The organism is Microbulbifer mixtoriginis (SeqCode) (assembly GCF_052467235.1).
This window is the reverse complement of the sequence record NZ_CP174305.1, coordinates 4,063,891-4,087,494: the sequence shown is the minus strand read 5'-3', so window position 1 is coordinate 4,087,494 and position 23,604 is coordinate 4,063,891. Positions and strand designations below refer to the sequence as shown.

Genomic DNA, 23,604 nt, shown 5'->3' with positions numbered 1-23,604 from the left:
TATCGGAACTCCCAGTAATGAGATTGAACCCACACACTATGATCATCTCCACAGCCTGGCGCGCCTATGCCAGTCGGAATGGAATCAAGCGCGCCATCATTCCAGTGACCGCCCTGGTTCTGACACCGATATTTTTAATACTCACCATTGCTGTCGATGCCTGGTGGGTGATCGCATTGCTACTCAGCCTGTTCTTAGTGCTACTGGGCATTTATGACATGCTCCAGCCCAACTGGAGTTTGACACGTAATTTCCCCGTTGCCGGGCGCATACGCTGGTTATTTATGAATCTGCGCCCCTACTTCCGCGCTTACATCGTGGAGGGTGATGAGGAGGGCAGACCATTTAGCTATGAGGCGCGCAGACTGGTCTACGCCCGCGCCGACGGTTTCTCGGATATGCACCCCTTTGGTACTGAGCTGGATGTACGCAGTGATGAATACATGTGGCTCACGCACTCCATTAACCCGGCCAAAGAGGCTGATATAAAGTCCCGCATCGAAGTGGGTTCTGGCCGCTGTGCAAAACCCTATTCGGCAACGCTATTAAATATTTCCGCCATGAGCTTCGGCGCCTTATCCGCCGCTGCGATTGAGGCACTGAATCAGGGCGCAGCTATCGGTGGCTTCTATCACGACACCGGAGAAGGTGGCATCAGCCCCTATCACCGCAAACACGGCGGGGACCTGGTGTGGGAGCTGGGTAGCGGCTATTTCGGTGCCCGTAAGGATGACGGCAGCTTCGATCCCGACCTTTTTCGCGAAGCCTGCGATGATCAGGTAAAGATGACGGAAATTAAGCTGAGCCAGGGCGCTAAACCTGGCCATGGCGGTGTATTACCCGGAGCAAAAGTTACCCAGGAAATTGCCTCAACCCGCAAAGTCCAGCCCGGCGTCGACTGTGTATCTCCACGCGCCCACTCGATGTTTTCCACCCCTATTGAAATGCTCGAATTTGCCGATCAGATGCGCAGCCTGTCCGGTGGCAAACCGGTGGGCGTCAAACTGTGCGTAGGGCAGGTTTTTGAAGTACTGGCCATTATGAAAGCCATGCTGGAAACAGAGAAATATCTCGACTTTATCGTGGTCGATGGCGCCGAAGGCGGGACGGGTGCCGCGCCTTTGGAATTATCCAACCATGTGGGTATGCCACTGCTGTCGGGGCTGATCGTAGTCCGCAATGCCTTAGTTGCTACCGGCTTGCGCGATAAAGTGCGCTTGGCGGCGAGCGGTAAAATCTACTCGGCTTCAGAGCTCGCAGCCTGTCTGGCGATAGGCGCCGATTGGTGCAATGCCGCGCGGCCTTTTATGTTTTCCATCGGCTGTATTCAGTCGCGACGCTGCCACACCGATACCTGTCCTACCGGTGTCACGACCCAGGACCCCAAGCGCCAGCGGGGCCTGGTGGTGGATGTGCAGAGCAAGCGCGCGGCGGCTTTCCAGGCCAAGACCCTGGAGGCCCTGGGGGAGATTGTCGCCGCCGCCGGTTTAACCGAACCGCGCGACCTTCAACCCTACCATCTCTATCACCGCATCAATGGTACTGAGTCATATCCTATTGATCGCATCTGGCACTTTCTCAATGAGAACGCCTTGATAGACGCCCCTGAGGAGACGCCTTACCGGCATTGGTGGCAGGCCGCCAGGGCTGATTCATTCCGGCCCGCAGTCAACCTGGCTCACCACGATGATCACTCCGCACTGCGGCGCTTGTAAGCCCTGCCCCTTACTCTGGAGATTTCCATGGAGACCGTTTCGGAAATTATTGTCGATGCCCTGGTAAAAGCCGGAGCAAAGCGCTGCTATGGCATCGTCGGCGATACCATCAATCATTTCACCTCCGCCGTGCGCCAGTCCAAGCTGGAGTGGGTCCACGTTCGTCACGAAGAGGTGGGTGCCCTGGCTGCGGGCGGTGAGTCTTACTTGAGCGGGGAGCTGAGTGTCTGTGCCGGTACCGCTGGCCCCGGCAGCCTGCATTTTCTCAACGGCATCTTTGAGAGCCACCGCAATGGCGCACCGGTATTGCTGATCGCCACCCGTATTGACCGAGCCGAGCAGGGGTTGGGATTCCCGCAGGATGTCGATCAGATCAAACTCTACGAGCAGTGCGCAGTATTCTGTGAAACCCTTTCCGACCCTGAGCAGGCACGCCGCATTGTGAGCCAAGCTGCTCAGGCAGCTCTCAACCACAGAGGCGTTGCGGTGGTTGAGGTCAGTGGCGATATCTTCAAGACCAAGATCAAAGACTCAATTCCCTGGGCTGTTCACCGCCCCCAGTGGTTAGCACGCCCCACTGATGAGGAGCTGGATGCGCTGGCAGAAAAGCTCAACCAAGCAGGGAAAATTGTTATCTATGGCGGTATCGGCTGCCGCTTCGCGCACGATGCAGTAGTTAAGCTGGGACAGCAGCTGGCAGCACCCATAGTGCATACCACCCGCTCCAAGGAATATCTGGAATACGACAATCCTTGCAACGTGGGCATGAATGGTATCCTCGGCAACCCTGCCGGTTATCGCGCAGTTCAAACCTGTGACCTGCTGTTGTGCCTGGGTAACGATTTCGCCTACACCCAGTTTTACCCGGAAAAAGCCACCATTATTCAGGTGGATATTGCGGCTTCTCACCTCGGGCGACGCACGCCCATTCATATGGGCCTGGTCGGCGATGTCGGCGCGACCATTGAAGCCCTATTGCCAAGATTAAAAGACCGCAGTGACAATGCATTTCTCCAGGACCTGCTCAGTCGTTATCAAAAAGACCTGGAGCAGTTGGAAGAGCGCGGCCACGAGCCAGACCCCAAACTGATTCACCCACAGTACGTTGCCCAAGCCCTGGACAAACTCGCCAGCGACGAAGCTGCATTTACCGCCGATGGCGGCTCTCCCATGGTTTGGCTGCTGCGCCACTTGCGCGCCAATGGCAAGCGCTCCTTCCTCACCAGCCTCTCCCACGGCACCATGGCCAATGCCTACCCCCAGGGGCTGGGTATGGCTAAGGCCGACCCCAACCGCCAGGTAATTGCCATGTGTGGCGATGGCGGAATGACCATGCTAATGGGCGATCTGTTGACCCTGGTGCAGGAAAAAATCCCACTCAAACTATTGGTCTTTAACAATCATTCCCTCGGCTTTGTGGAAATGGAACAGCGTATTGAGGGACTGCTGGATAGCTACACCGACCTGCAGAACCCCGACTTCAGCCGCATGGCGGAAGTGATTGGTATTCCTGGAGAAAAAGTCGAGAAAGCGGGTGATCTCGAAGACGCGATGAAACGCTGGCTGGCAGTCAAAGGACCTGCCTTACTGGACGTCACTGTAAACCGGCTGGAACTGGTGATGCCCCCAGAAGTGACAGCGCAGCAGGTGTCTTCCACCGCGCTATTTGGCCTCAAAGCCATACTCAACGGACGCGCTGATGAAGTGGTCGACCTGCTGAAAGACAACTTTCTGCGCTGACGGGGAGCCGGCCAACTCGACCCGAGACGCAACCCAGGCGGGAGGTTCATGCACCAGCTCGGAAAACAAATGCCCACCAATATGTTGGCCCTGCTCGCCAGTGGGGAGATCGCCAGCAACAGCGCTCCTGGCCGCGCCGCCACACGCCTGCAGGAGGAGCTGGCGCAGCGCCGCATCGACCTGATCACCACGGTTTCCAGTGACGATGCCAGTGCCATGTTGCGCGCCAACCCGGCAATACAATGTCTGCTACTGAACTGGGAACTGCCCGGCAGCGGTCACCCCCCTGCGCTGAATGTACTGGAGCAGTTGCGAGCACGTAATCTGCATCTGCCGGTATTTCTGCTCGCAGACCGCGAAACCGTCAGCAATATGCCACGCCGCGCCCTGGAGCTGGCCAATGACTTCATTTGGATTCTGGAGGACACCCCCACTTTTATCGGCGGGCGCATCCAGGGTGCAATAAGGCGCTACAGCCAGGCAGTGCTGCCGCCCATGTTTGCCGCCCTAACCCATTTTTCCCATGTGCATGAATACTCCTGGCACACGCCCGGCCACACTGGTGGCACCGCTTTTTTAAAGTCCCCTGCAGGGCGCGCCTTCTATGATTTTTTCGGCGAAAATATGCTGCGTTCAGATTTGTCCATCTCTGTGACAGAGCTGGGCTCCCTACTCGATCACACAGGCCCCATCGCCGCAGGGGAACGCTACGCAGCCAAGGTATTCGGCGCAGATCGCACTTACTATGTCACCAACGGCTCCTCCACCTCCAATCGCGTGATTGTGATGGCCTCTGTAACTCGCGGCCAGCTGGCCCTGTGCGACCGCAATTGTCACAAGTCTGTAGAACATGCCATCACCATGTCCGGCGCTGTTCCTACTTACCTGATACCTTTGCGCAATCACTACGGTTTGATTGGCCCAATTCCCCCGGATCAGTTGACGAAAGCAGCCATTTCACAAGCCATTGTTAACAATCCCCTGGCGGGCAGCGCCGATAGCCAGCGGGCGGTACATGCGGTGATCACCAACTCCACCTATGACGGCCTCTGCTATAACGTGCGCCGGGTGGAGGAACTGCTGGGTGAGTCCGTAGACCGGCTGCATTTTGATGAGGCCTGGTACGCCTATGCGCGCTTCAACCCGATCTACCGGGATCGCTTCGCGATGTACGACAGCGAGGACGACGAGCCTCACACAGGCCCGACAAAATTTGCCACCCAGTCCACACACAAACTGCTGGCGGCCCTATCGCAGGCCTCCATGATTCATATCCGCGATGGGCGCAGCCCCATCGAACACGGCCGCTTTAACGAGGCGTTTATGTTGCACGCCTCCACTTCACCCCTCTACTCCATCATGGCCTCGAATGATGTCAGTGCGGCGATGATGGACGGCCCTGGCGGCACTGCGCTCACGGGCGAATCTATCGCTGAGGCGGTGGCTTTTCGCCAAGTGTTGGCACGACTGAAACGAGAGTATGGGGAAAAGGGGGAGTGGTTTTTCGATGGCTGGCAGCCGGATCAGGTAACAGAACCTTCAAGCGGCCAGAAATACGCCTTTCACAGCGCTCCTACAGAGCTACTGTGCAGCGAAGCCAGCTGCTGGTTGTTGAATCCCGGAGACTCCTGGCACGGATTCGGCGAGCTAGAGAAAGGCTACTGCATGCTCGACCCCATTAAGGTCTCCATCACCACCCCGGGCATGCAGCGAAACAGTCAGCTGGCAGAATGGGGTATTCCAGCCGGCATTATCAGCAAGTATCTGGATAACCTCGGCATTATTGTCGAGAAGACCACTGATTTTACCATCTTGTTCCTGTTTTCCATCGGCATAACCAAGGGCAAATGGGGCACGCTGATCAACGCACTACTCGCCTTCAAACGGGACTACGATGCCAATCAGCCTCTCAGCCAGTGTCTGCCCAATCTGTTGGCCAAACACTCTGGTTATGCCGATATGGGCCTACGCGACCTGGCGCAAAAAATGTTTAACCGTATGAAGGAGTTGCGCAGCACAGCAAAAATGTCCGCTGGTTTTTCTGCTCTGCCACAGGCCGACTGCAGCCCCGTTCAGGCCTATGAAGCCCTGGTGCGCGGCGAAGTGGAATTGCTTCCCTTGAGCCAGTTGGCAGGGCGCAGCGCAGCAACCGGGGTTATTCCCTACCCACCGGGTATTCCGCTATTGATGCCGGGGGAAAATTTTGGCAGCGAGGGCAGTCCTGCCCTGGAATACTTACGCGTGCTGGAGTCCTTCGACCGGGAGTTTCCCGGCTTCGGCCATGACAACCACGGTGTCGAAGTACACAAGGGGCACTACCATGTCTACACCCTGAACCGGGGGACCGCGCCATAACCCCCCAGACGGCGGAGAGTAATAAAATCGGCCTGGTGCCAGCCACGCTGATGGTGGCCGGCAATATGATGGGCTCCGGCGTATTTATGCTGCCTGCTAACTTGGCAGTTATAGGCAGCATTTCTCTGATTGGCTGGTTGATCACCATCGTGGGCGCCGTATCACTAGCACTGGTTTTTGCCCGCCTTGCCGCCCTGGACCCGGCCGCCGGAGGCCCTTATGCCTACGCACGCAGGGCGTTTGGCGACTATATCGGCTACCAGACCAACCTCGTGTATTGGCTGGCCAATGTCATCGGTAATGTCGCACTGATCACCGCCGGGCTGGGCTATATCACCCATTTCTTCCCCCCGCTCCAGGACCCTATGACCTTTGCCCTGGCCCAGGTGGCCATGATCTGGCTACTCACCTACGCGAATATCCTCGGGCCGCGCATGGTTGGTCGTATCCAATCGCTCACCACCAGTTTGGTGTTTATTCCCATTCTCGGTACAGCACTCTTCGGTTGGTTCTGGTTTGATAGCCAGACATTCAACGCCAGCTGGAATGTCTCCGGCAAGAGCAATGCCAGTGCAATTATGGCCACGCTCACCTTTACCCTGTGGGCATTTATCGGCGTGGAAACCGCATCTGTATCCGCAGCAGTGGTGAGAAACCCCAGCCGCAATGTGCCGATCGCCACTGTTGGCGGGGTATTGCTGGCATCGGTAGCCTATGTCCTGAGTTCTTCGGTCATTATGGGCATGCTGCCTAACAAAGAACTCATCGCCTCTTCGGCACCTTTTGCCGACGCCGCACGTTTGGCGTTAGGCAATACCGCCGCGAATATTGTTGCAGTCTGTGCAGCAGTAGGCTGTATCGGCTCTCTCGGCGGCTGGATTCTTTTGGTGGGGCAATCTGCCAAGGCTGCAGCTGATGACGGTCTCTTCTCCAAAGCCTTTGCCAAAACCAATCCTAAAGGGGTGCCCTCTGTCGGCCTGACTTTGGTAGCCATTCTGATGTCCCTATTGGTACTCGCCACCATTTCTCCCAGCGCCAGCCAGCAATTTGGCAAGATCGCCTCGGTGGCGGTCATCATGACATTACTGCCCTATATCTACTCGGCAATTGCACTGCGGGTACTCGCTTACGGCAAAATACCGCAGCAACAATACACACTCTTTACTGTAATACTACTAATTGCCGCTATCTATTGCCTGGTAGCACTGGTGGGCTCCGATGGCCAGCAGACACGCTGGTCGCTGATATTTGTTATTGCCACCGTTATTTTCTACGCGCTGATATTAAATCGCCGCCGCAGCGTCGAAGAGAAACACTGGCTACCCGGGGGGCCGGAGCCAAAGTGGGTGCAATACTTTACCCTCGGCGCAACAATCACTGCGCTGTGCTTTTTTTTCTGGTTTTCCGTGGGCCAGCATGCAGACCTAGAGCTTCGCCTGCGCGCCCCTCAACCACAAGTCTCGAGCCAACAGTCTCAGCCACTTAACCACTAAATACCCGCTGTATGGTCTCGGCCGTGCGCCAGGTAATTCCCTGAGAATTTGATTCCCTATTCCCAGCCACATTTAAAATATAAGGTTTATTTTTACCGATAAAATCGCGGATTTGTTTGCAACAGTCATCCCAGGGATCAATCACCAGAAAGGGTTTACCCAGCTCCCGGCAAAACTTAATGGTATAAGAGGTACCATCACTGCCGGGATTGTCGGTAAAAATCAAAGTTGCATCAGAATTACGGATATTCTCCCGAGTGCGCTCTGCTAAATTCCCAGATGCCAGTTCAATCAGCCCGAAGCTTTTGAGAAAATCGGCGCGCTCTCCAACTTCGGTCCAATACCCCTGCGGGGCAGTACCACCGGTGGCAATACCCAATCGTTGCCCGGCGATCAAGCCACCAGTATCCGCACCGGTCTGCCCACCGCTGATAATTTTTTCTGGTTTGAAACTCATAGCCAAATCAAACCTATAGGATTGAAAGTTATGCGCTAAAACTCTACCTTATTGCCGGTTTATTTTGGTCTGCCGCTTTATGAATTACTACCTCGCACTCAAGACACTACATATTCTCTGCGCCATTATCGTACTCGGAACCGGCACCGGGATTGCCTGGTATACTTTGCGCGGCTGGCTGTCCGGTGATTCCCAGGTGATTCAGTGGGTAAGTAAGGAAACGGTGCGAGCAGACTGGATATTTACCGGCAGCGCAGTACTCGGTTTACTGGGAAGTGCCATGGGGATGTTGGTGATTAACCCGGCATGGATAGAACAAACCTGGCTACAATTGGCTGCCGGGCTAACCCTAGCGGTTTTCCTATTGTGGCTACCGGTTGTCTACCTGCAATATCAATTGCGCGCACATGCAAACCAAGAAAATAGCCACAGTCAAATCCGCTGGATCATGCGCACCTGGTGCCTGCTAGGTGCTCTGGCCTTTCCCTTAACGATTGCTATCGTTTACCTGATGGTTTCCAAGCCCTCCTTTTAAACAGCATCACGAAAATTTGATGATGACCAAATACACGTTTTCAGCCTTAACTCCCTCCCCGCAGTATTTTATAGCTCGCTCTCTCCCCCATATCTTTCCACTGCCGCTTAAAGTCCTCCAGCACAACCCCTGCGATAATATCGGCAAAACCGTCAGGGGTCTTACTCAAGCGCTCTAAGGCTTTCTTTTTACATAGTGGAATAATAACCGCAGATTTCTCGCGCCTATCACACCTCAGCAAGCGACTGCGAATTTGCTCAGCCTCGCCACCGGAACAACTTGCATCGGTAATGACAAAAACATTGGTATCACTATCGAGATCAGGGCAGATCAGGTCCCACCCAAGATCAAACTGCCGGAATACAACCCCGCGAAAGCGCCCCCTGCCCACCTCACTACCTGTGATAAAGGGCCAGGCATGGGCTAGGGTCCAAAGATAAGATTTACTGAGCACATATTGCAGGTGTTGGTTTCTCACCAAACCCAACTGACACTGCTTTTTGAAAGTTTCATCATCCAGTTTTGCCTTACTGCAGATTGCCTTGGGAATAAGCTCCCCTTTATAACTGGTGGTAGGAATTACCACGACAAAGTCATCGGCCTCTTTCTTTTTCTCTAAGGCTTTAACAATGGTGGCCTGTAAGTGCAGAATAAATTCTTCGGTAGAAATCACGTCATGGGGTAAAGACACCCTCTCTTCCCCCAGGTTCATATATCGCGTTTCATTTCGATACGCCGAAATAATTGGCTCTAGCTCCTCCTTGCTGAACAGCAGTTTTTTACCCAAAACCGCTTCTTCATTAATTTTTCTGGCATAGCAATCCAGAAGCATCTGGTCCGCCCGGTAAATTCCTTTATTTTTAGATGAGACACAGCGTAAATATTCAGTATCCTGAAACGCGAGAAAACGCTCAACTACCGGCCGGCTGATATCCCTGCCAAACAACTCATACAAAACCTCTTCATCTCTGGGTAAAAAGTAATTATTCGGGCGAAATAGATTTTGCAATTGCCTATGAGCCATTCATCCAACTCACTTTTAACCTTCTTCTTGAGATCCTGATGGCATTCACACAGTGCCCTCAAACAACTTGGCATATCTCATCGAATTCAAAGCGCGGATTGCGCGGATGTAACTTGGCATCCACACCGTATCCCAGATTACAGAGAAAGTTGGATTTAATATGGCCTGGACAGTGTTCCTGTACAAAGGCTGGGGTCGAGGACTGACCACTGAAAAATTCATGATCTACTAGGGCATTATCAAACCCAGACATAGGGCCGCAGTCCAGGCCCAAAGCCCTCGCCGCCAGAATAAAGTAGCCACCCTGTATTGAACCATTGCGAAATGCCGTGGTTTCTGCCAACTCTGGATTATCGGCAAACCACTCACGCGCCGGTGTGTGGGGAAACAACTTGGGAAGATATTCGTAAAAGCGCATATCAAATGCGATGATTGCTGTCACCGGTGCCGACATGGTTTTCTCAATATTGCCCGCATTCAAAGCCGGTTTAAGCCGGGCTTTTCCCTCCTTGCTCACAATAAAAACAACCCGCATCGGGCAACAGTTAGCGCTGGTGGGCGCCATCCTGACAAGATTGTGCAACTTTTTCAGCAACTCTTTCGGCACCGGTTTATCTTGCCAGTAACTGTGTGTTCTAGCTTCAAAAAATAATTGATCTAATGCTGGAGGGGCAATCGATTTCATACCTGGCATTCTCGTGTCGCTTTCTGGTGAAAGTCTAGCTTTCAGAACGACGGAGAAACGGTTACTCCAAGTGTTAACGCAGCAGTATCATGCCGATATGGCAAGCAATCACCAGATAGGTCACGATACTGCGAGTACGAAAATACTGCTCCCGACCAGGCAGATTGGGATTTAAGCGGGCCTCCATCCAGGCCACAAAGGCAAAACCTATTGCGAGAATGGGCAACCCCCAAGCACTTTGATAAAGCATTAATCCCACCCACCCGGCAAGCGCAACCACATTACTGAGCACGATCAACGCCAACCGGTGAGGATGGCCGGGCCGGTTCAGCGCGCCCCCCCACCAGATACCACACAAAAAGCTGAGAATCACTGCGCTATAAGCGGTAAAGAATAGGCTGGCATCAATACCCAGGAGGGAGACTTCAGTTAGCTGCAGCAATAGACCGACAACAAAAGGACAGAGCCCCAGGTAAGCCAGGGCATCAAATAAACGGGTATCCACCACCGGCTGCTGATAGCCGCTACTATCCATGCTGTCTAATCTTCCATACAGTAAGGGAGAACAGAAACAACAAGTTTAGTGGCACGGGGAAGCCAGTATGGAAGAGGAGAGCAAAATTGATGTCAAACAGGCCTTGCGGGTATTTGATCGTGTCACCCGGGAGGGACACAGGGAAACAGACGGCTGGCACTACAAAGGACTGACAGTGAGCACCGATTTTGATGGCTACACCGTATTTATCAACTCAGCAAAAGTGAAGCTCACCGTCTTTTTTCACAATAAGTTTTCTATCGATTATTCGAGCGACAGAGAACTGCAGGATTTTATACGCCTACTGGCTAGTCTTGATCAAAAATGAATACCTTAAGCGCCGTTGCTCCCCAGTGGACTAGCACCTTGGTAGCGCCTAAACCGCGGTAGTACCTAAACAGCATTTTGGTGTCCAATGTACTGCCTGCAACTGATGTAGAACAAATTCACAGCCCTCCTGTCTAGTCAGGCAAGAAAGTGATCTCCATCAGTGACAGTTCAATGATTTTTAACGGACCCTAGCCCTGCGACTTTCCCGGCACACCGCTATGGAAACGAAACTCACCATCGCCACTCAGCACGAGCTCTTTTTCCAGCGCTAACAACGCCTGCACTCGCGGCTCAATATCTTCGTCTGCGGCTTTTTGCGCGAGATGTAGATAGTCGCGGAAATGGCGAGCTTCAGATTTCAGCAGAGACAGGTAAAATTTTTGCAGCTCTTCATCCAAGTGTGGCGCTATACGGGCAAAGCGTTCACAGGAACGTGCCTCAATAATGGCTCCACAAATCAGAGTATCCACAAGGCGCCCTGGCTCTGCGCTGCGCACCTGAGCACGCAACCCAGCCGCGTAGCGGGAGGCGCTCACGTGGGGGTAGGCAATGCCGCGCTTTTCCATAATGGCCAGTACTTGCTCGAAGTGGCGCAACTCCTCACGAGCCAAACGCGACATCTTGTGCAGCAGCTCAAAATCCCCCAGATAGCGAAACATCAGGTTGAGCGCTGTACCGGCCGCCTTCTTTTCACAGTTGGCGTGGTCCACCAGCATCATTTCCGGCTCTGTCAGTGCTGCCTCAATCCAGGCATCCGGGGTGGCGCACAGCAGGAATTCGTGAATCGCGGACAAATCGGGAACTTGGGCACTCATGGGATCAGTATTTCATCTGGTATCAATCATTTGGCGCGGGATTATAGCGGCACAACAGCAGAAAGGCAGGCCCCAACAGAAATCAAGCGCTGCTCTCCAGGACAGCTTTTACTGTAAATGGCTATCTATCCTTTTCTCTGTGACGCACCCCCTTCAGTCAACCTCTAGCCAACTTCACACGCCAGGCACCCCCCAGTTTTAAACAGTCCAAATAGAAATTTGTTAACGGCTTATTAAGTGAATTAAAATATTGATCTTTTGGATAGTGGAACTCGGCGATGAAAGACCATCGGCAATTGGCACTCAGCATCCCCCCCTTACTGGAGCAGATCCACAGCAGCGCAGCAGAATTACGCGACTCTCTTGAACAACTTCAAACTGCCGGTAAGCCCTGGCAACACTATCTGCTGCAGCCGCCCTTTGCCCTGGAAGCAGCCCAATCCTTGCAAGAAAGCTTTGAGCGGCCCTTTTCTCTTGCTGGCGCCCTGTATAACCAGCTGGATTATGTCGAACCTCTAGGAACCGGAGGCGATGCCCGTGCAACCCTGCAAATCCCGGGTCTATTGGCGGTTCCAGACAAGACTCTGGCACTGGCAAAACAACTCAACAGCGACAAAGAGGCTTTTGCCAGCGCTATCGCCGAGTACCGATCAGCCTTAGCAGAGCGGCCCATGGCAGAGCGAGACCGCAACGTGCGCGAGGTACTGGCGCAAGCGGGCTACCCCCGCGCGCACCTGCGCCAGTGCTACCGCCTGGTTTTACTCTGCGAACAGCATCCGGATGCCATTACCCTCTCCTGGATAAAGGCGCGCAAGTCCATTCGCAAAGTCACAGTGCAGTGGTGTGAAAAAAAACTGGTCCAGATGGACCCAACCGGTGCAGATCCCGGCATCCAATACCAACGGCAACTGCTTGCCGGCCTGCACAAAAGCCAACAGGAGGACCTGCGCCAGGTACAGGTGCAGAGCCGCCCCAATATACAGGTCGCCGAAATTTTCTTCGCACAGGAAGCTGGAGAGGAAGACCAGTATCGACAAGTGGGTTACTCCTCCATGCCGATACTAGTGGCTGCGAATGAAGCCGGGGGATTGCCTGAATTTACTCGGGTCGATCATCAACCCAGTGTTAGCCGGCGCCGACAAAGAAGGGACCTGGCTATTTCCACAGAGCCATTCCTACCTGCCTTGCGTGTCTTCTTGCGACAGCAACGCTAGCGCCGGTTAACCGGAACGTCCAAAGGGCTACCGGAGCCTTTGAGCCAGCTCCGCCAATGTTTCTTCGAGTTGAGTCCGGCAGGCTTCTTTAAGCGCCTTGTGGGATTTATCAAGAGCACTCAACTCATCATCGTTAAGACGCGCAAGTAGCTCACGATCGGCGTCTTGGCGCTTTTTGAAAATCTCTTTGGTTTTGTCCTCAGCCAGTAGGGGCGCAAAGCTCTGCAGTAGCTGTTCACCAGCCTTGAGATCCCTATCCGGCTCAGAAGGCAAACTATCTTCGGCACGAATTGCCCGCTCTAACTTGTCCGCAAGCACCTGCCGGCGTTTGGTAATTGTGTTTAAGAAATTAGCTGCCGACTTTTCTTCAAGTTGCCCGGCCGCTGCCCGGTAATCCTCCTCGCTACGGCTAATAAGCATAAAAAGATCATTCAATGCTGCCTGGATTTCAGTGCGAATGAGTGTCATTGCCCTCTCTCTTTTCTACTGAGGAGTTCCTCTGAATTGCGTGGCACCAGAACCTCAAGCGCTCTGGGAATCACTGAAAAGGTTGCAGGGGTTTCAGCAACCGGCTCCCCATCCGCATGAATCTGCAGACGCGGCTTGGTTTCTACTTCTATTCGCTGGGCACTGGCATTAAAAATCCCCTCGGTTAGATGGTGCTTGCCACCGTAATAACGACCATTGCCCACGGCCAATTGGATTGACCGCATTTGGCAGCGCTCTTCATCTAGTGCCAGATTAACCCGGAATTTTTGTGTACGCCTCAGAGCAATAAAGAAGGCTCTCAGATAACTTAGAACCCCCCAGCGCTTTTTAATCTCGGAGTCTTGTGCTTCAGTCACTTTTACCCCAAGCCCCATATTGGCCACATTGAAAAAATAGTGACCATTGACAACGCCGAGGTCGATTAGCTGGCGATGGTTGCCGATAATGACATCAAAAGCCTGCTCCAAGTCGACAATGCCAAGGGAGCGTGCCAAGTCATTCGCGGTACCCAGCGGTAGAATTGCCAGGGCCAATTGGCACTCTTTCAATACCCGAGCGGTGGAGCTGATGGTGCCATCTCCGCCACCGACTATCACAAGGTCGAGGTTCTTGTGGCTCTGCCGGATCACAGCCTCGGTCTCCTCTGGACCCTCGGAGTGCAAGATTTCAACCTCTATTCCATCAGCGCGTAAGCGCGCTAGGCCGCTGTCGATATCCGCCTCGGCACCATTCCGGCTTTTTGGATTAACCACGAGAAGTACTCTACGCGGATTTTTGTGAGCTGAGCTGATAGCCGGTTCTCCATTACCGGAAAGATGTACATCAATTCTAAAGGGGGAAGCGGCCTCGGGAAATACAGTAGCCCAGGCACGTAAGAATGCGCTGAGGCTGTAAGTCAGTCTTGTATCAAGCCAGGGGCGATAAAGCGCTGATAGTAGGCCACAGACAACGCATAAAAATCTTCATCGATGCGCCGGCGAATTTCCACCAGGCTCACTCCCCTCGCCTGAGCCGTCGGGCGCAGGCCGTAAGCACCCAGATCGCCAATCTGGCTGGCACCGGCGCGCAGCAGCTCAAAAACCCAGCAGTAGGCACTTTGGCTTTCATCAAAGCGAATTTGTTGATGGCGCAACTGGGAAAGCAGCAACGACTCATCAATGATTTGCAGCTGGCTGCGTACAGCATTGGTTAGATAGCCCTCCCGCCTGGAGGCAATAATATGGCGCTGCTCTTCGGTATAAGCATTCCAGTCAATCACCTCGTGGGCAAAACGCTTGCACCCACGACAGACATCATCACCTATTCCCGTTGAACAGACACCAATGCAAGGTGTACGGACTTTTTTGTACATCAATTAACCAGATTTAGCCGATCAGGCAACGCGGGCCTGGATTAAAATTGCGCGTAGACTATTTTGTTTCGGCCACTAAGAAAAGAGGTGAGGCAGCTGTAGTGGGCACAGTAAAATTTGCCCTGCGAATAGTCGAAATTCACTTAAATTATTGATTTTTCGATAAACTTAACAGCCGTAGGGCTTTGCTGTAGTATTCGCCACCCCGCCTTCAGCGGCCTCGAAAAAAAAATCCCGACAACAGTACAAAGATCGGGAATTCCACCCGCTGTTGGTGCCACCCCACACACCAAGAGGGACTTATCCGTGCTTGAAGCCTATCGTAAACACGTCGCAGAACGCGCCGAACAAGGCATCCCACCGAAGCCACTCGACGCAGAGCAAGTCGCTGGCCTGGTTGAGCTGCTGAAAAATCCGCCAAAAGGCGAAGAGCAGGAATTAGTTGACCTGCTAACCCACCGTGTACCCCCCGGTGTTGACGAAGCCGCTTACGTTAAAGCCGGCTTCCTGTCCGCCATTATCAAGGGCGACGCGGAGTCCCCGCTGATCGACCGCAAACACGCTGTAGAACTGCTGGGCCAAATGCTGGGCGGCTACAACATCTCCACCCTGGTCGAGCTGCTGGACGACAAAGATCTGGCCGAACTGGCTGCCGAGCAGCTGAAAGGCACTCTGCTGATGTTTGACGCCTTCCACGATGTGGAAGAGAAAGCCAAAGCCGGCAACGAATTCGCCAAAGCGGTAATGCAATCCTGGGCAGACGCAGAGTGGTTCACCAAGCGCAACAAAGTGCCCGAAAGCATCAAAGTTGCCGTATTCAAGGTCACTGGCGAAACCAACACCGACGACCTGTCTCCGGCACCGGATGCCTGGTCTCGTCCGGACATCCCCCTGCACGCGCTGGCCATGTACAAAATGAAGCGCGACGGCCTGGAGCCAGAAGAAGCAGGTGTTACCGGTCCGCTGAAGCAGATCGAAGAAGTGAAAGCCAAGGGCCTGCCCGTTGCTTTCGTTGGTGACGTAGTCGGTACCGGTTCTTCCCGTAAGTCCGCCACCAACTCCGTGTTGTGGTACTTCGGTGAAGAAATGCCTGGCGTGCCCAATAAGAAGGGTGGCGGTATTTGTATCGGCGGTAAAGTTGCCCCGATCTTCTACAACACCATGGAAGATGCCGGCGCGCTGGTATTCGAAGCCCCCGTTGACGAACTGGGCATGGGCGACGTGATCGAGATCCGCCCTTACGACGGCAAGATCCTGGCCGAAGACGGCAAGGTGCTGTCTGAGTTTGCCCTCAAGTCCGACGTACTGCTGGACGAAGTTCAGGCCGGCGGTCGTATCAACCTGATCATCGGCCGCGGCCTGACCGGCAAAGCCCGTGAAGCCCTGGGCCTGGCGCCTTCCGAGCTGTTCCGCAAGCCTGAGCAACCTGCCGACACCGGCAAGGGTTACACTCTGGCGCAGAAGATGGTTGGTAAAGCCTGTGGCGTTGAAGGTATCCGCCCGGGTACCTACTGCGAGCCGAAAATGACCACTGTGGGCTCCCAGGACACCACTGGCCCCATGACCCGTGACGAACTGAAAGACCTGGCCTGCCTCGGCTTCTCCGCCGACCTGGTAATGCAGTCCTTCTGTCACACTGCGGCCTACCCCAAGCCCGTCGATATCGACACCCAGCACACCCTGCCGGACTTCATCATGAACCGTGGCGGTGTTTCCCTTCGCCCGGCTGACGGCATCATCCACAGCTGGCTGAACCGCATGCTGCTGCCAGACACCGTAGGTACCGGTGGTGACTCCCACACCCGTTTCCCCATGGGCATCTCCTTCCCGGCAGGTTCCGGCCTTGTAGCTTTCGCCGCCGCTACCGGCGTTATGCCGCTGGATATGCCTGAGTCCGTACTGGTGCGCTTCAAAGGCAAAATGCAGCCTGGCATCACCCTGCGCGACCTGGTTCACGCCATTCCTCTCTACGCCATCAAGCAGGGCCTGCTGACCGTTGAGAAGAAAGGCAAGAAGAACATCTTCTCCGGCCGCATCCTCGAGATCGAAGGCCTGGAAGACCTGACGGTAGAGCAGGCATTCGAGCTGTCCGACGCCTCCGCCGAACGCTCCGCTGCTGGCTGTACCATTAAGCTGTCCGAAGACACCATGGCCGAGTACCTCCGCTCCAACGTAACTCTGCTACGCTGGATGATCGCTGAAGGTTACGGCTCCAAGCGCACCTTGGAGCGCCGCGCGCGCGCCATGGAAGAGTGGCTGGCCAACCCGAAACTGATGGAAGCGGACGCGGACGCCGAGTACCTGGAAGTGATCGAGATCGACCTGGCCGAGATCAAAGAGCCGATCGTCTGTGCTCCTAACGATCCAGACGACGCTCGCCTGCTGTCCGACGTTGCTGGCGATAAGGTAGACGAAGTCTTTATCGGCTCCTGTATGACCAACATCGGTCACTTCCGCGCTGCCGGTAAACTGCTACAAGAACACAAAGGTGGCATCTCCACGCGCATGTGGATCTCCCCGCCCACCAAGATGGACGAGCACCAGTTGATGGAAGAGGGTTACTACAACATCTACGGCTCTGCCGGTGCCCGCACCGAGATGCCAGGATGTTCCCTGTGTATGGGTAACCAGGCACGTGTGGCACCGAACAGCACCGTACTGTCCACCTCTACCCGTAACTTCCCCAACCGTCTGGGCGATGGTGCCAACGTGTACCTGACCTCCGCTGAGCTGGCTTCTGTAGGCGCCATCCTGGGTAAACTGCCGACTCCGGCTGAGTACCAGGAATACGCACAGAACCTGGATTCCATGTCCAGCGAGATCTACCGCTACCTGAACTTCGATCAGATTGAAGACTTCCAGAAGTCTGCCGAAGAAGGCAAGCGCATCGCCGCGACTGAGATCCAGGAAGTAAGTGTATAACTAGCCACCCTATCTCACTAAAAAGCCCCGCCATTTGGCGGGGCTTTTTTATTGCCCGAATACTTTGCGCAGTCATAATCTAGTGCTATCTAAGAAGTAAAACTATAAAAATAAAGCGTAAAACTGAGTTAAAGTGAGCTTTGCCTTTGTTCAGAACGGGACACTTAACGCAGTAAACCCATTCAAATCAAGCCTTACCTCTTCCATTAATAAAAAACACACTCACCACCATACCTAACAAAGCCAAGTGTGCATTCATCAAAAAGGCCCTACTCATACCTGTTGCTAGATCTGGAGCCAGTGCAACGATTGTCGTATTCAAGCCCAGGCCAATAGCACCGCCAATAATCTGAAACATATAAATAATGGCTGCTGCGAGGCTTGCACGGTTGAAACGAAGGATCAATATCGCTGCCGTCGTCACAGTTGGATAGAACAAGCCCATACCAACCCCCATCAATATCAGACCCGGGACAAAAGTAGTTGGATCAATTTGAGCACTGAGCCTCGAAAGTACCAACATACCGGCCCACATAAATAAGGCCCCTAGACTGGAAAGGCGCTTGGCCCCATACCGCCCATAGAGATGTCCAGCCAGAAAAGAAGTAGCACCAAAAGCAAGCATCATGGGAAGCAATGCAATACCAGATTGGATCGCAGAAAAACTCCAAATCTTGCTTAGAAATTGGGGGATAAACATAAGTGCAGCAATAAATGCCACAGAGACCAGTAGGGTCGCCACTCCCTCCGCTAAGAACTTCTTATTCTTCACCACATCGATGGGAATTAGCGGCTCTTCTGAGGAGTGGTAATCCAAACAGATAAAAACTGTAAAGAAAATCGCAAACGCCAAAAATAAAAGTATGGTTCGATAGTTAGTAAATCCCATATCTACCGACAGGTCCAATCCAACCAATAGCGCAAGTAATGCCAATGAGAGGAAGAGTAGCCCCATTAAGTCCACACGCTCAGAGGGAGCCTCAGGCAAGTCACTACCAATCAGTCGCCAACAAACCAACATTGCTACCAAAGTTATCGGGAGATTAAGAAAGAGAATCCACCGCCAGCCTAAAGAATCAGTCACAATACCGCCAATAATTGGGCCAAGTGCGTTAGCGACAGCACAACCAAGCATTAATAACCCACCAGCCACTCCTGCGCGTTTACTATCCAACAGGTGGTATGTCATTCCAATCACGGCGGGCCACATCAAAGCACCACCAATACTTAACATTACGCGACACCCCATCAACATCCAGATGTTAATGGAAAAGCCCCCCAGTAATGAGAACATCGAAAAAAGTGAGGCGCCTATGAAGAAAGTGCGGCGCCTACCTAGCATATCGGCTAAACGCCCACACGATATTACAGAAACACCAAAAGCCAGGGCATAAGCATTAACCAGCCACATTGTTGTAGTAAGATCGATATTAAAGGTTTTTTGGATCTCAGGTAGAGCAACTGAAAAGGCCGTATAGTCATACCCAATAAGGAAAATAGAGAAAATTAACGCCGCCAGCCCCAAACTGCGGGCTTCGGAAACCGTTAACCCCTTTAAATTCATTATTTTTTACTCACCTAGCCATAAAACACGTTTTATCGACTACTCCATTTTCTGCCCCCCAACAAATACAGCAACTTTAAAACTCCGCCACTTTGCACTCCAAGCATTATTAAAGCCCTTTCTATAAGTCGTTAAATTTTACCTGTCAAGTCAAAAATCACACTGAAACAGCATCCCCATCTCACTATTTCATTAGAGCATTCATTAGAGACCATCGCTTAAAAATAATCCTTAGTCCCCTTCCACAACTGTAAATCATGAAGTGAATCATTCATTAGCCAAGCACAATAGAAAAATACTGAAAAAGAAGCTGATGTTTACCCAAACACAAAGCCTTCAATCTTCCATTCGGTAAAAAGAGTAAGATCTCACACCCTGCAAAGCACAGTTAAATTGAATTGCTCCACAAACAGATCATCAAAATTGATCTTAAAATTTTACCCAGCAGACAAGATATATAAAGCGTCAAAACAAACCTCAAGAAAAACGTGCATCAACACCCCTCAAAAAATAAAGTGGCAATAAAAAACCAAGAAGAGTTATAAAAGCATCCACCTCAAAAATCCTGTAGACACCTTCAGCAATATCATCATAATAGGCTAGGATTATTGCGTTGAACCCAAGAGCAAGCGCACCACCCAAAAAACGGAACATATAAACAATTCCCCCCGCGAGACTTGACTTACTGGGATCAACCAAAGCAACGGCAGCAGTAACCGCGGCTGGTGAATAGACTCCTAAACTTGCCCCGACCAATGCCAACCCAGGGATAAAAAAAACATAACTTGTGGATTCATTGAGCACTGACAGCCAATAGAGCCCGACACTCATACCAAGGGCTCCGCTACAAATTAACAACCTTGCACCACACTTTTCGTGTATCAATCCAGATATAAAAGAAAAAATACTGGAGCTTATCATCATTGGCAAAAGTGCAACCCCTGCCATAAGGGCACTATATTTATGAACCTTAATAAAAAGTAGAGGTATATAAACAAGGACAGCAAAGAAGGCTGTCGCAACCAACAAAACACTAAACACTATAGATAGAAAACTGGCATCTTTTATCAACTCAACGGGTATTAGTGCAGCAGATCCCTTACTGATCTCTCTACAACCAAACCCCACAAGAAATACCATTGAAGAACACAACAATAAAGTGGAAAATAATCCAAAAGCATGCTTTTGAGCCAGCACTTCCATAGCCAGCAAGAAACAAAATAGTGACACTGAAAGCAATAATGCACCCAGATAATCAACATCCTCCTCAATTCTCACTGCTTCATCAGCTGGGTACTTCCTACAACACAAAAAAATTATTATAAATGCCAATGGTATGTTGACAAAAAGGACCCATCTCCAGGTTAGGTACTCACTAAAAAAACCACCCAATATGGGCCCTAGGGATGTCGACAAACCAAGGGCAGCCAGTATTAACCCTCCCGCCAAACCGGCTCTCTCTGGAGGTAACAGGTTATAAGCCATCCCAAGAATCGCGGACCAGATCAACGCTCCAGCAAACCCCATTAATGCCCGACATAAGAGAAGCACCCATAGATCTTGTGCCAAACCACCCACAAGCGAGGACAACGCAAAGACAATAACGCCAAATATAAATAATCGCCTACGGCCGTAAACATCTGCCAGTCGACCACCAGTCACAATGATCACTCCATAAGTAAGAGAGTAAGCATTTATTACCCAGTGAACTGAAGTAAAATCTGAGGAAAAATTGGCAGCAATCGCCGGCAATGCAGGAGAGAAAGCTGTAAAGTCCCCTGCAACCAAGAAGACGGCAAGGGAGAGAACAGATAAGCCCCAATAGTGAAGTGATGTGAGCGTACTTTTATCTGCCATCATAAAAAACTATTGAGTGATAACATTCTATTATTTACCAGCCTAACAAGGCAGATTTGACGTGAAATAATGTGAGGAAACTGTAGACATTCTCATATAATTCGACCTGCTCCAAAATAGATATCCTTTACCACAATCACTAGCCTTAAAATATTTTTATGCTTACCTTTAAGAAATAAAAATCCCTATTGTAGGCACGAAAATACTCTGACACATGATCATTACCCTCCTTCTAATTCTCGGCCTGGTTACTGGCTACATTTCTATTATGGCTGCAGGTGGTGGCGCACTGCTGCTGGTCCCCCTAGTAGGATTTCTAGTTGGCCCCCATTTAGTCGCCCCAGTATTAACAACAGGAAATGCGATTGCATCTCCATTCGGCGTGTATTTATTTTGGAAGCACATAGATTGGAAGGTGGCATTATGGCTAATCCCAGGCATCATACCTGGAGCAATTATTGGCGCCTACGTTTATACCCAGATGCACCCGCTATTAATAGAGTTTACTGTCGGCTTATTCTTAGTTTCGACCATATTTCAGTTTGGCTTCGGGCATAAGAAACGTTCATTTGTTATGTACCTGCCGTACTTTCCCATGCTCGGCTTTGTCACCACACTCTTCTCTTCAATTATTGGCGCTGTAGGCCCCGTACAAAATCCTTTTTTCTTAAATTACGGACTTAACAAAGAGGAGCTAGTCGCAACCAGGGGGGTGAGCTCTTTAATGATGCACTCGACGAAACTTGTCGCTTACTTCCATTTTGGGGCTCTTAACACTGAATTGATCACTTACGGGTTGACCATTGGACTGGGAATTATGACAGGCATGTTTATAGCAAAACATTTCCTAAAGATAATAAGCATACAAAAATTTAACAGCTACGCACTTTCGATCATGTTTGTATCTGGGTTGATTTTAATTTTTCGAGTTAGCGTGCAGCTATGGGAGGCAGTTTCATGACCCCCAAATTACAATTAGAATTGGCAAGCAACAATTCAATTTTGAAGCCTTCAAAAACCTTAAGACCTTATGATTTCACCTGACACAAAAGAACACCCCCTTTCAACAAACCCAGCCATAACATCTTATAAGCCCCACACCGCCATAAAGACCAAGGGGTTATTATCTTTAACTCTTTCGATATACTCATAATTAGACACTAATCCTCATTTCATTTCCCTTTAAGATATTCTTCCTGAGATATTTCTTGTCCATGCCGGAGAGCATCATTAAAAAGTCGATTATTATTGGGAATTGGATTTTGACTTTCCTCTTCACCGTAAAATTTTCTGTATATATTTTTAGTCTGACGATCCCTCCTAAACATGACTAACTCAAAAGGATAGTCAATAAAAATATGCCTTAGATTTAAATATTCACCTGTTTTAATCGGCATCAGCTCAGACCTCAAAGACGTATAGTAATTTTTACTTTCAACTTCAATCTTCTTTCTTCGTGGATCATCTTCTTTCAAAGAGCGCCATTTCTCGTATAACTCATGCCCTTTTCCACCTTCAATTGTGGTTCTACTTGCAATAGATGAATATGTGTCCTTACCCAGTAGAGCTACTGCAGACTCAGGAGATTCTTTTGCATATATCATTTCAGGGGAGTTCACTTGTATTTCTGCAACCAAACCACTACTCGTTTTAATTTTAGAGTTTACTCCGCTATAACCTAACGGATCCACAGATCCATCGATAACTTTTACCATTGCTCCTTTTGCCCTAAGCATTTCAACCACTATAGGGATCTTATCCTGCGGTACAACAATGGTATTCCTTGCAAGATCCATGATTCGAGTTGGGTCACCGCCGTAATCATTAATAACTTTTTCCTTAGATCTCTCTAATGACTTTATCGGCACTTTAGCAACACTCCCCTCATTCATAGCCGCTATCTTATCAGCCAGGAGGTCAATTTCTTTCTTCGCTGCGGGAGCTTTTGCATATAACTCATCAAAGCCTTCGATCTTCTTTGAGTGGAACGATGACTGATCGCTTTTAGAAGCCTCATTTGATACATACTGATGGGACTCAATCCCAACAGGCAACAAATTTTTATTTTTCTTTGAGTTCCCAACAAATAAATTAATGACATAACATCTAGAATCAATAACGCAACTGCCTTTAATGGCACTAGATTCCTGCCAGAACGGATTAGGCTCTGAAAAACAGGACTGAGCCAGTGTCGCAGAATCAATCTTTAAAGGTACTAATAAGCCACATACTAAATAAATGACATTATAAAGAGTCAAATAACATAAAATTGAGCGACTACTCATGTATCGACCTTAATAGAAACGTTTACTCACAGTTTATATCTGGAGAGTAAAAAATGGATACCTTAAGGTAAACAGCGACAAGAGTCAGAATAAGATTACTCAGAATCACTATATCACTCAAATAACTTTGAAGGTGTAAATATGGATTTCACCCAACACCATTTAGACCATTATCAGGGAATGTCATCTTGCCTACCTGATTACCAATGGAAAACATTTGGCAAACTCCAGGATAACC

20 protein-coding genes are annotated in these 23,604 nt (G+C 51.0%); 9 read left to right on the top strand and 11 right to left on the bottom strand.

The genetic code is table 11. From position 1 onward, the window contains the following. Window positions 1-17: 17 nt before the first annotated feature. The 4 genes from ACJJIO_RS17725 to adiC are packed head-to-tail and all read left to right on the top strand — an operon-like array spanning window position 18 to window position 7,303. Window positions 18-1,715, top strand: a complete 1,698-nt coding sequence (locus ACJJIO_RS17725; protein WP_444909282.1) for an FMN-binding glutamate synthase family protein — start codon at window positions 18-20, stop codon at window positions 1,713-1,715. A 27-nt stretch (window positions 1,716-1,742) separates the two neighbouring features. Then, window positions 1,743-3,455: a thiamine pyrophosphate-dependent enzyme gene (locus ACJJIO_RS17720; RefSeq protein WP_252082109.1), complete on the top strand. Its 1,713-nt coding sequence runs from the start codon at window positions 1,743-1,745 to the stop codon at window positions 3,453-3,455. 48 nt (window positions 3,456-3,503) lie between these two features. Next, the gene (locus tag ACJJIO_RS17715; protein ID WP_444909280.1) at window positions 3,504-5,810 is read left to right on the top strand and encodes an Orn/Lys/Arg family decarboxylase; all 2,307 of its coding nucleotides are present in this window, start codon (window positions 3,504-3,506) and stop codon (window positions 5,808-5,810) included. Then, the gene (gene adiC, locus ACJJIO_RS17710; RefSeq protein WP_444905250.1) at window positions 5,807-7,303 is read left to right on the top strand and encodes an arginine/agmatine antiporter; all 1,497 of its coding nucleotides are present in this window, start codon (window positions 5,807-5,809) and stop codon (window positions 7,301-7,303) included. Before ACJJIO_RS17715 ends, adiC begins: the two co-directional genes overlap by 4 nt. Here the strand turns inward: adiC and ACJJIO_RS17705 are convergent. Then, entirely contained in the window at window positions 7,293-7,760 is a 468-nt protein-coding gene (locus tag ACJJIO_RS17705) for a YpsA SLOG family protein (RefSeq protein WP_444884463.1), read from the bottom strand. The genes adiC and ACJJIO_RS17705 overlap by 11 nt on opposite strands. 79 nt (window positions 7,761-7,839) lie before the next feature. Here ACJJIO_RS17705 and ACJJIO_RS17700 point away from each other — a divergent pair, with 79 nt between their 5' ends. Then, on the top strand, window positions 7,840-8,295 hold the full coding sequence (locus ACJJIO_RS17700; RefSeq protein WP_444886531.1) for a DUF2269 family protein: 456 nt from the start codon (window positions 7,840-7,842) through the stop codon (window positions 8,293-8,295). Window positions 8,296-8,341: 46 nt separating this feature from the next. On the opposite strand, the gene ACJJIO_RS17695 is transcribed toward ACJJIO_RS17700, so the two are convergent. The 3 genes from ACJJIO_RS17695 to ACJJIO_RS17685 form a co-directional block, all read right to left on the bottom strand. Continuing rightward, window positions 8,342-9,319, bottom strand: a complete 978-nt coding sequence (locus ACJJIO_RS17695; protein WP_444886532.1) for a hypothetical protein — start codon at window positions 9,317-9,319, stop codon at window positions 8,342-8,344. Between the two features lie 58 nt (window positions 9,320-9,377). Next, window positions 9,378-10,004: a malonic semialdehyde reductase gene (locus tag ACJJIO_RS17690; protein ID WP_444909279.1), complete on the bottom strand. Its 627-nt coding sequence runs from the start codon at window positions 10,002-10,004 to the stop codon at window positions 9,378-9,380. Window positions 10,005-10,077: 73 nt separating this feature from the next. After that, window positions 10,078-10,539, bottom strand: a complete 462-nt coding sequence (locus ACJJIO_RS17685) for a DUF3429 domain-containing protein (RefSeq protein ID WP_252082116.1) — start codon at window positions 10,537-10,539, stop codon at window positions 10,078-10,080. A 67-nt stretch (window positions 10,540-10,606) separates the two neighbouring features. On the opposite strand from ACJJIO_RS17685, the gene ACJJIO_RS17680 reads away from it, so the two are divergent. Beyond that, the gene (locus ACJJIO_RS17680) at window positions 10,607-10,867 is read left to right on the top strand and encodes a DUF3081 family protein (RefSeq protein WP_444909278.1); all 261 of its coding nucleotides are present in this window, start codon (window positions 10,607-10,609) and stop codon (window positions 10,865-10,867) included. 190 nt (window positions 10,868-11,057) lie between these two features. Here the strand turns inward: ACJJIO_RS17680 and ACJJIO_RS17675 are convergent, their stop codons facing one another. Continuing rightward, a complete protein-coding gene (locus tag ACJJIO_RS17675; protein ID WP_444909277.1) occupies window positions 11,058-11,684 on the bottom strand; it encodes a MiaE family protein in 627 nt (208 codons plus the stop codon). Window positions 11,685-11,962: 278 nt separating this feature from the next. On the opposite strand from ACJJIO_RS17675, the gene ACJJIO_RS17670 reads away from it, so the two are divergent. Further along, window positions 11,963-12,898, top strand: coding sequence for a hypothetical protein (locus ACJJIO_RS17670; RefSeq protein WP_444909275.1), 936 nt, complete (start codon window positions 11,963-11,965; stop codon window positions 12,896-12,898). Window positions 12,899-12,925: 27 nt separating this feature from the next. Here the strand turns inward: ACJJIO_RS17670 and ACJJIO_RS17665 are convergent, their stop codons facing one another. The 3 genes from ACJJIO_RS17665 to ACJJIO_RS17655 all read right to left on the bottom strand — a co-directional run bounded on the left by ACJJIO_RS17665 (window position 12,926) and on the right by ACJJIO_RS17655 (window position 14,738). Continuing rightward, window positions 12,926-13,366, bottom strand: a complete 441-nt coding sequence (locus ACJJIO_RS17665) for a hypothetical protein (RefSeq protein WP_444909274.1) — start codon at window positions 13,364-13,366, stop codon at window positions 12,926-12,928. Continuing rightward, a complete protein-coding gene (locus ACJJIO_RS17660; protein ID WP_444909273.1) occupies window positions 13,363-14,139 on the bottom strand; it encodes a diacylglycerol kinase family protein in 777 nt (258 codons plus the stop codon). Before ACJJIO_RS17660 ends, ACJJIO_RS17665 begins: the two co-directional genes overlap by 4 nt. A gap of 143 nt (window positions 14,140-14,282) precedes the next feature. Then, the gene (locus ACJJIO_RS17655; protein ID WP_444909272.1) at window positions 14,283-14,738 is read right to left on the bottom strand and encodes a DUF1289 domain-containing protein; all 456 of its coding nucleotides are present in this window, start codon (window positions 14,736-14,738) and stop codon (window positions 14,283-14,285) included. Window positions 14,739-15,044: 306 nt separating this feature from the next. On the opposite strand from ACJJIO_RS17655, the gene acnB reads away from it, so the two are divergent. Next, window positions 15,045-17,660, top strand: coding sequence for a bifunctional aconitate hydratase 2/2-methylisocitrate dehydratase (gene acnB, locus ACJJIO_RS17650; RefSeq protein WP_444909271.1), 2,616 nt, complete (start codon window positions 15,045-15,047; stop codon window positions 17,658-17,660). A gap of 187 nt (window positions 17,661-17,847) precedes the next feature. On the opposite strand, the gene ACJJIO_RS17645 is transcribed toward acnB, so the two are convergent. Together ACJJIO_RS17645 and ACJJIO_RS17640 are read right to left on the bottom strand one after the other, a co-directional pair. After that, window positions 17,848-19,224 carry an MFS transporter gene (locus tag ACJJIO_RS17645; protein WP_444909270.1) on the bottom strand — a complete coding sequence of 459 codons (1,377 nt, stop codon included), beginning with the start codon at window positions 19,222-19,224 and terminating at the stop codon, window positions 17,848-17,850. Window positions 19,225-19,701: 477 nt separating this feature from the next. After that, a complete protein-coding gene (locus ACJJIO_RS17640; RefSeq protein ID WP_444909269.1) occupies window positions 19,702-21,084 on the bottom strand; it encodes an MFS transporter in 1,383 nt (460 codons plus the stop codon). 211 nt (window positions 21,085-21,295) lie between these two features. Here ACJJIO_RS17640 and ACJJIO_RS17635 point away from each other — a divergent pair, with 211 nt between their 5' ends. Further along, window positions 21,296-22,042, top strand: coding sequence for a sulfite exporter TauE/SafE family protein (locus tag ACJJIO_RS17635; RefSeq protein ID WP_444886542.1), 747 nt, complete (start codon window positions 21,296-21,298; stop codon window positions 22,040-22,042). Between the two features lie 211 nt (window positions 22,043-22,253). Here the strand turns inward: ACJJIO_RS17635 and ACJJIO_RS17630 are convergent, their stop codons facing one another. Further along, window positions 22,254-23,366 carry a hypothetical protein gene (locus ACJJIO_RS17630; protein ID WP_444909268.1) on the bottom strand — a complete coding sequence of 371 codons (1,113 nt, stop codon included), beginning with the start codon at window positions 23,364-23,366 and terminating at the stop codon, window positions 22,254-22,256. Between the last annotated feature and the right edge of the window lie 238 nt (window positions 23,367-23,604).

What these genes read in the sequence shown, in the direction of transcription:
- ACJJIO_RS17670 (WP_444909275.1), top strand. Translation starts at nt 11,963, where the DNA reads ATGAAAGACCATCGGCAATTGGCACTCAGCATCCCCCCCTTACTGGAG.
- ACJJIO_RS17700 (WP_444886531.1), top strand. Translation starts at nt 7,840, where the DNA reads ATGAATTACTACCTCGCACTCAAGACACTACATATTCTCTGCGCCATT.
- ACJJIO_RS17655 (WP_444909272.1), bottom strand. Translation starts at nt 14,738, where the DNA reads ATGTACAAAAAAGTCCGTACACCTTGCATTGGTGTCTGTTCAACGGGA.
- ACJJIO_RS17715 (WP_444909280.1), top strand. Translation starts at nt 3,504, where the DNA reads ATGCACCAGCTCGGAAAACAAATGCCCACCAATATGTTGGCCCTGCTC.
- ACJJIO_RS17720 (WP_252082109.1), top strand. Translation starts at nt 1,743, where the DNA reads ATGGAGACCGTTTCGGAAATTATTGTCGATGCCCTGGTAAAAGCCGGA.
- ACJJIO_RS17690 (WP_444909279.1), bottom strand. Translation starts at nt 10,004, where the DNA reads ATGAAATCGATTGCCCCTCCAGCATTAGATCAATTATTTTTTGAAGCT.
- ACJJIO_RS17705 (WP_444884463.1), bottom strand. Translation starts at nt 7,760, where the DNA reads ATGAGTTTCAAACCAGAAAAAATTATCAGCGGTGGGCAGACCGGTGCG.
- ACJJIO_RS17725 (WP_444909282.1), top strand. Translation starts at nt 18, where the DNA reads ATGAGATTGAACCCACACACTATGATCATCTCCACAGCCTGGCGCGCC.
- ACJJIO_RS17640 (WP_444909269.1), bottom strand. Translation starts at nt 21,084, where the DNA reads ATGATGGCAGATAAAAGTACGCTCACATCACTTCACTATTGGGGCTTA.
- ACJJIO_RS17685 (WP_252082116.1), bottom strand. Translation starts at nt 10,539, where the DNA reads ATGGATAGTAGCGGCTATCAGCAGCCGGTGGTGGATACCCGTTTATTT.
- ACJJIO_RS17645 (WP_444909270.1), bottom strand. Translation starts at nt 19,224, where the DNA reads ATGAATTTAAAGGGGTTAACGGTTTCCGAAGCCCGCAGTTTGGGGCTG.
- ACJJIO_RS17675 (WP_444909277.1), bottom strand. Translation starts at nt 11,684, where the DNA reads ATGAGTGCCCAAGTTCCCGATTTGTCCGCGATTCACGAATTCCTGCTG.
- ACJJIO_RS17680 (WP_444909278.1), top strand. Translation starts at nt 10,607, where the DNA reads ATGGAAGAGGAGAGCAAAATTGATGTCAAACAGGCCTTGCGGGTATTT.
- ACJJIO_RS17630 (WP_444909268.1), bottom strand. Translation starts at nt 23,366, where the DNA reads ATGAGTAGTCGCTCAATTTTATGTTATTTGACTCTTTATAATGTCATT.
- ACJJIO_RS17665 (WP_444909274.1), bottom strand. Translation starts at nt 13,366, where the DNA reads ATGACACTCATTCGCACTGAAATCCAGGCAGCATTGAATGATCTTTTT.
- ACJJIO_RS17635 (WP_444886542.1), top strand. Translation starts at nt 21,296, where the DNA reads ATGATCATTACCCTCCTTCTAATTCTCGGCCTGGTTACTGGCTACATT.
- ACJJIO_RS17695 (WP_444886532.1), bottom strand. Translation starts at nt 9,319, where the DNA reads ATGGCTCATAGGCAATTGCAAAATCTATTTCGCCCGAATAATTACTTT.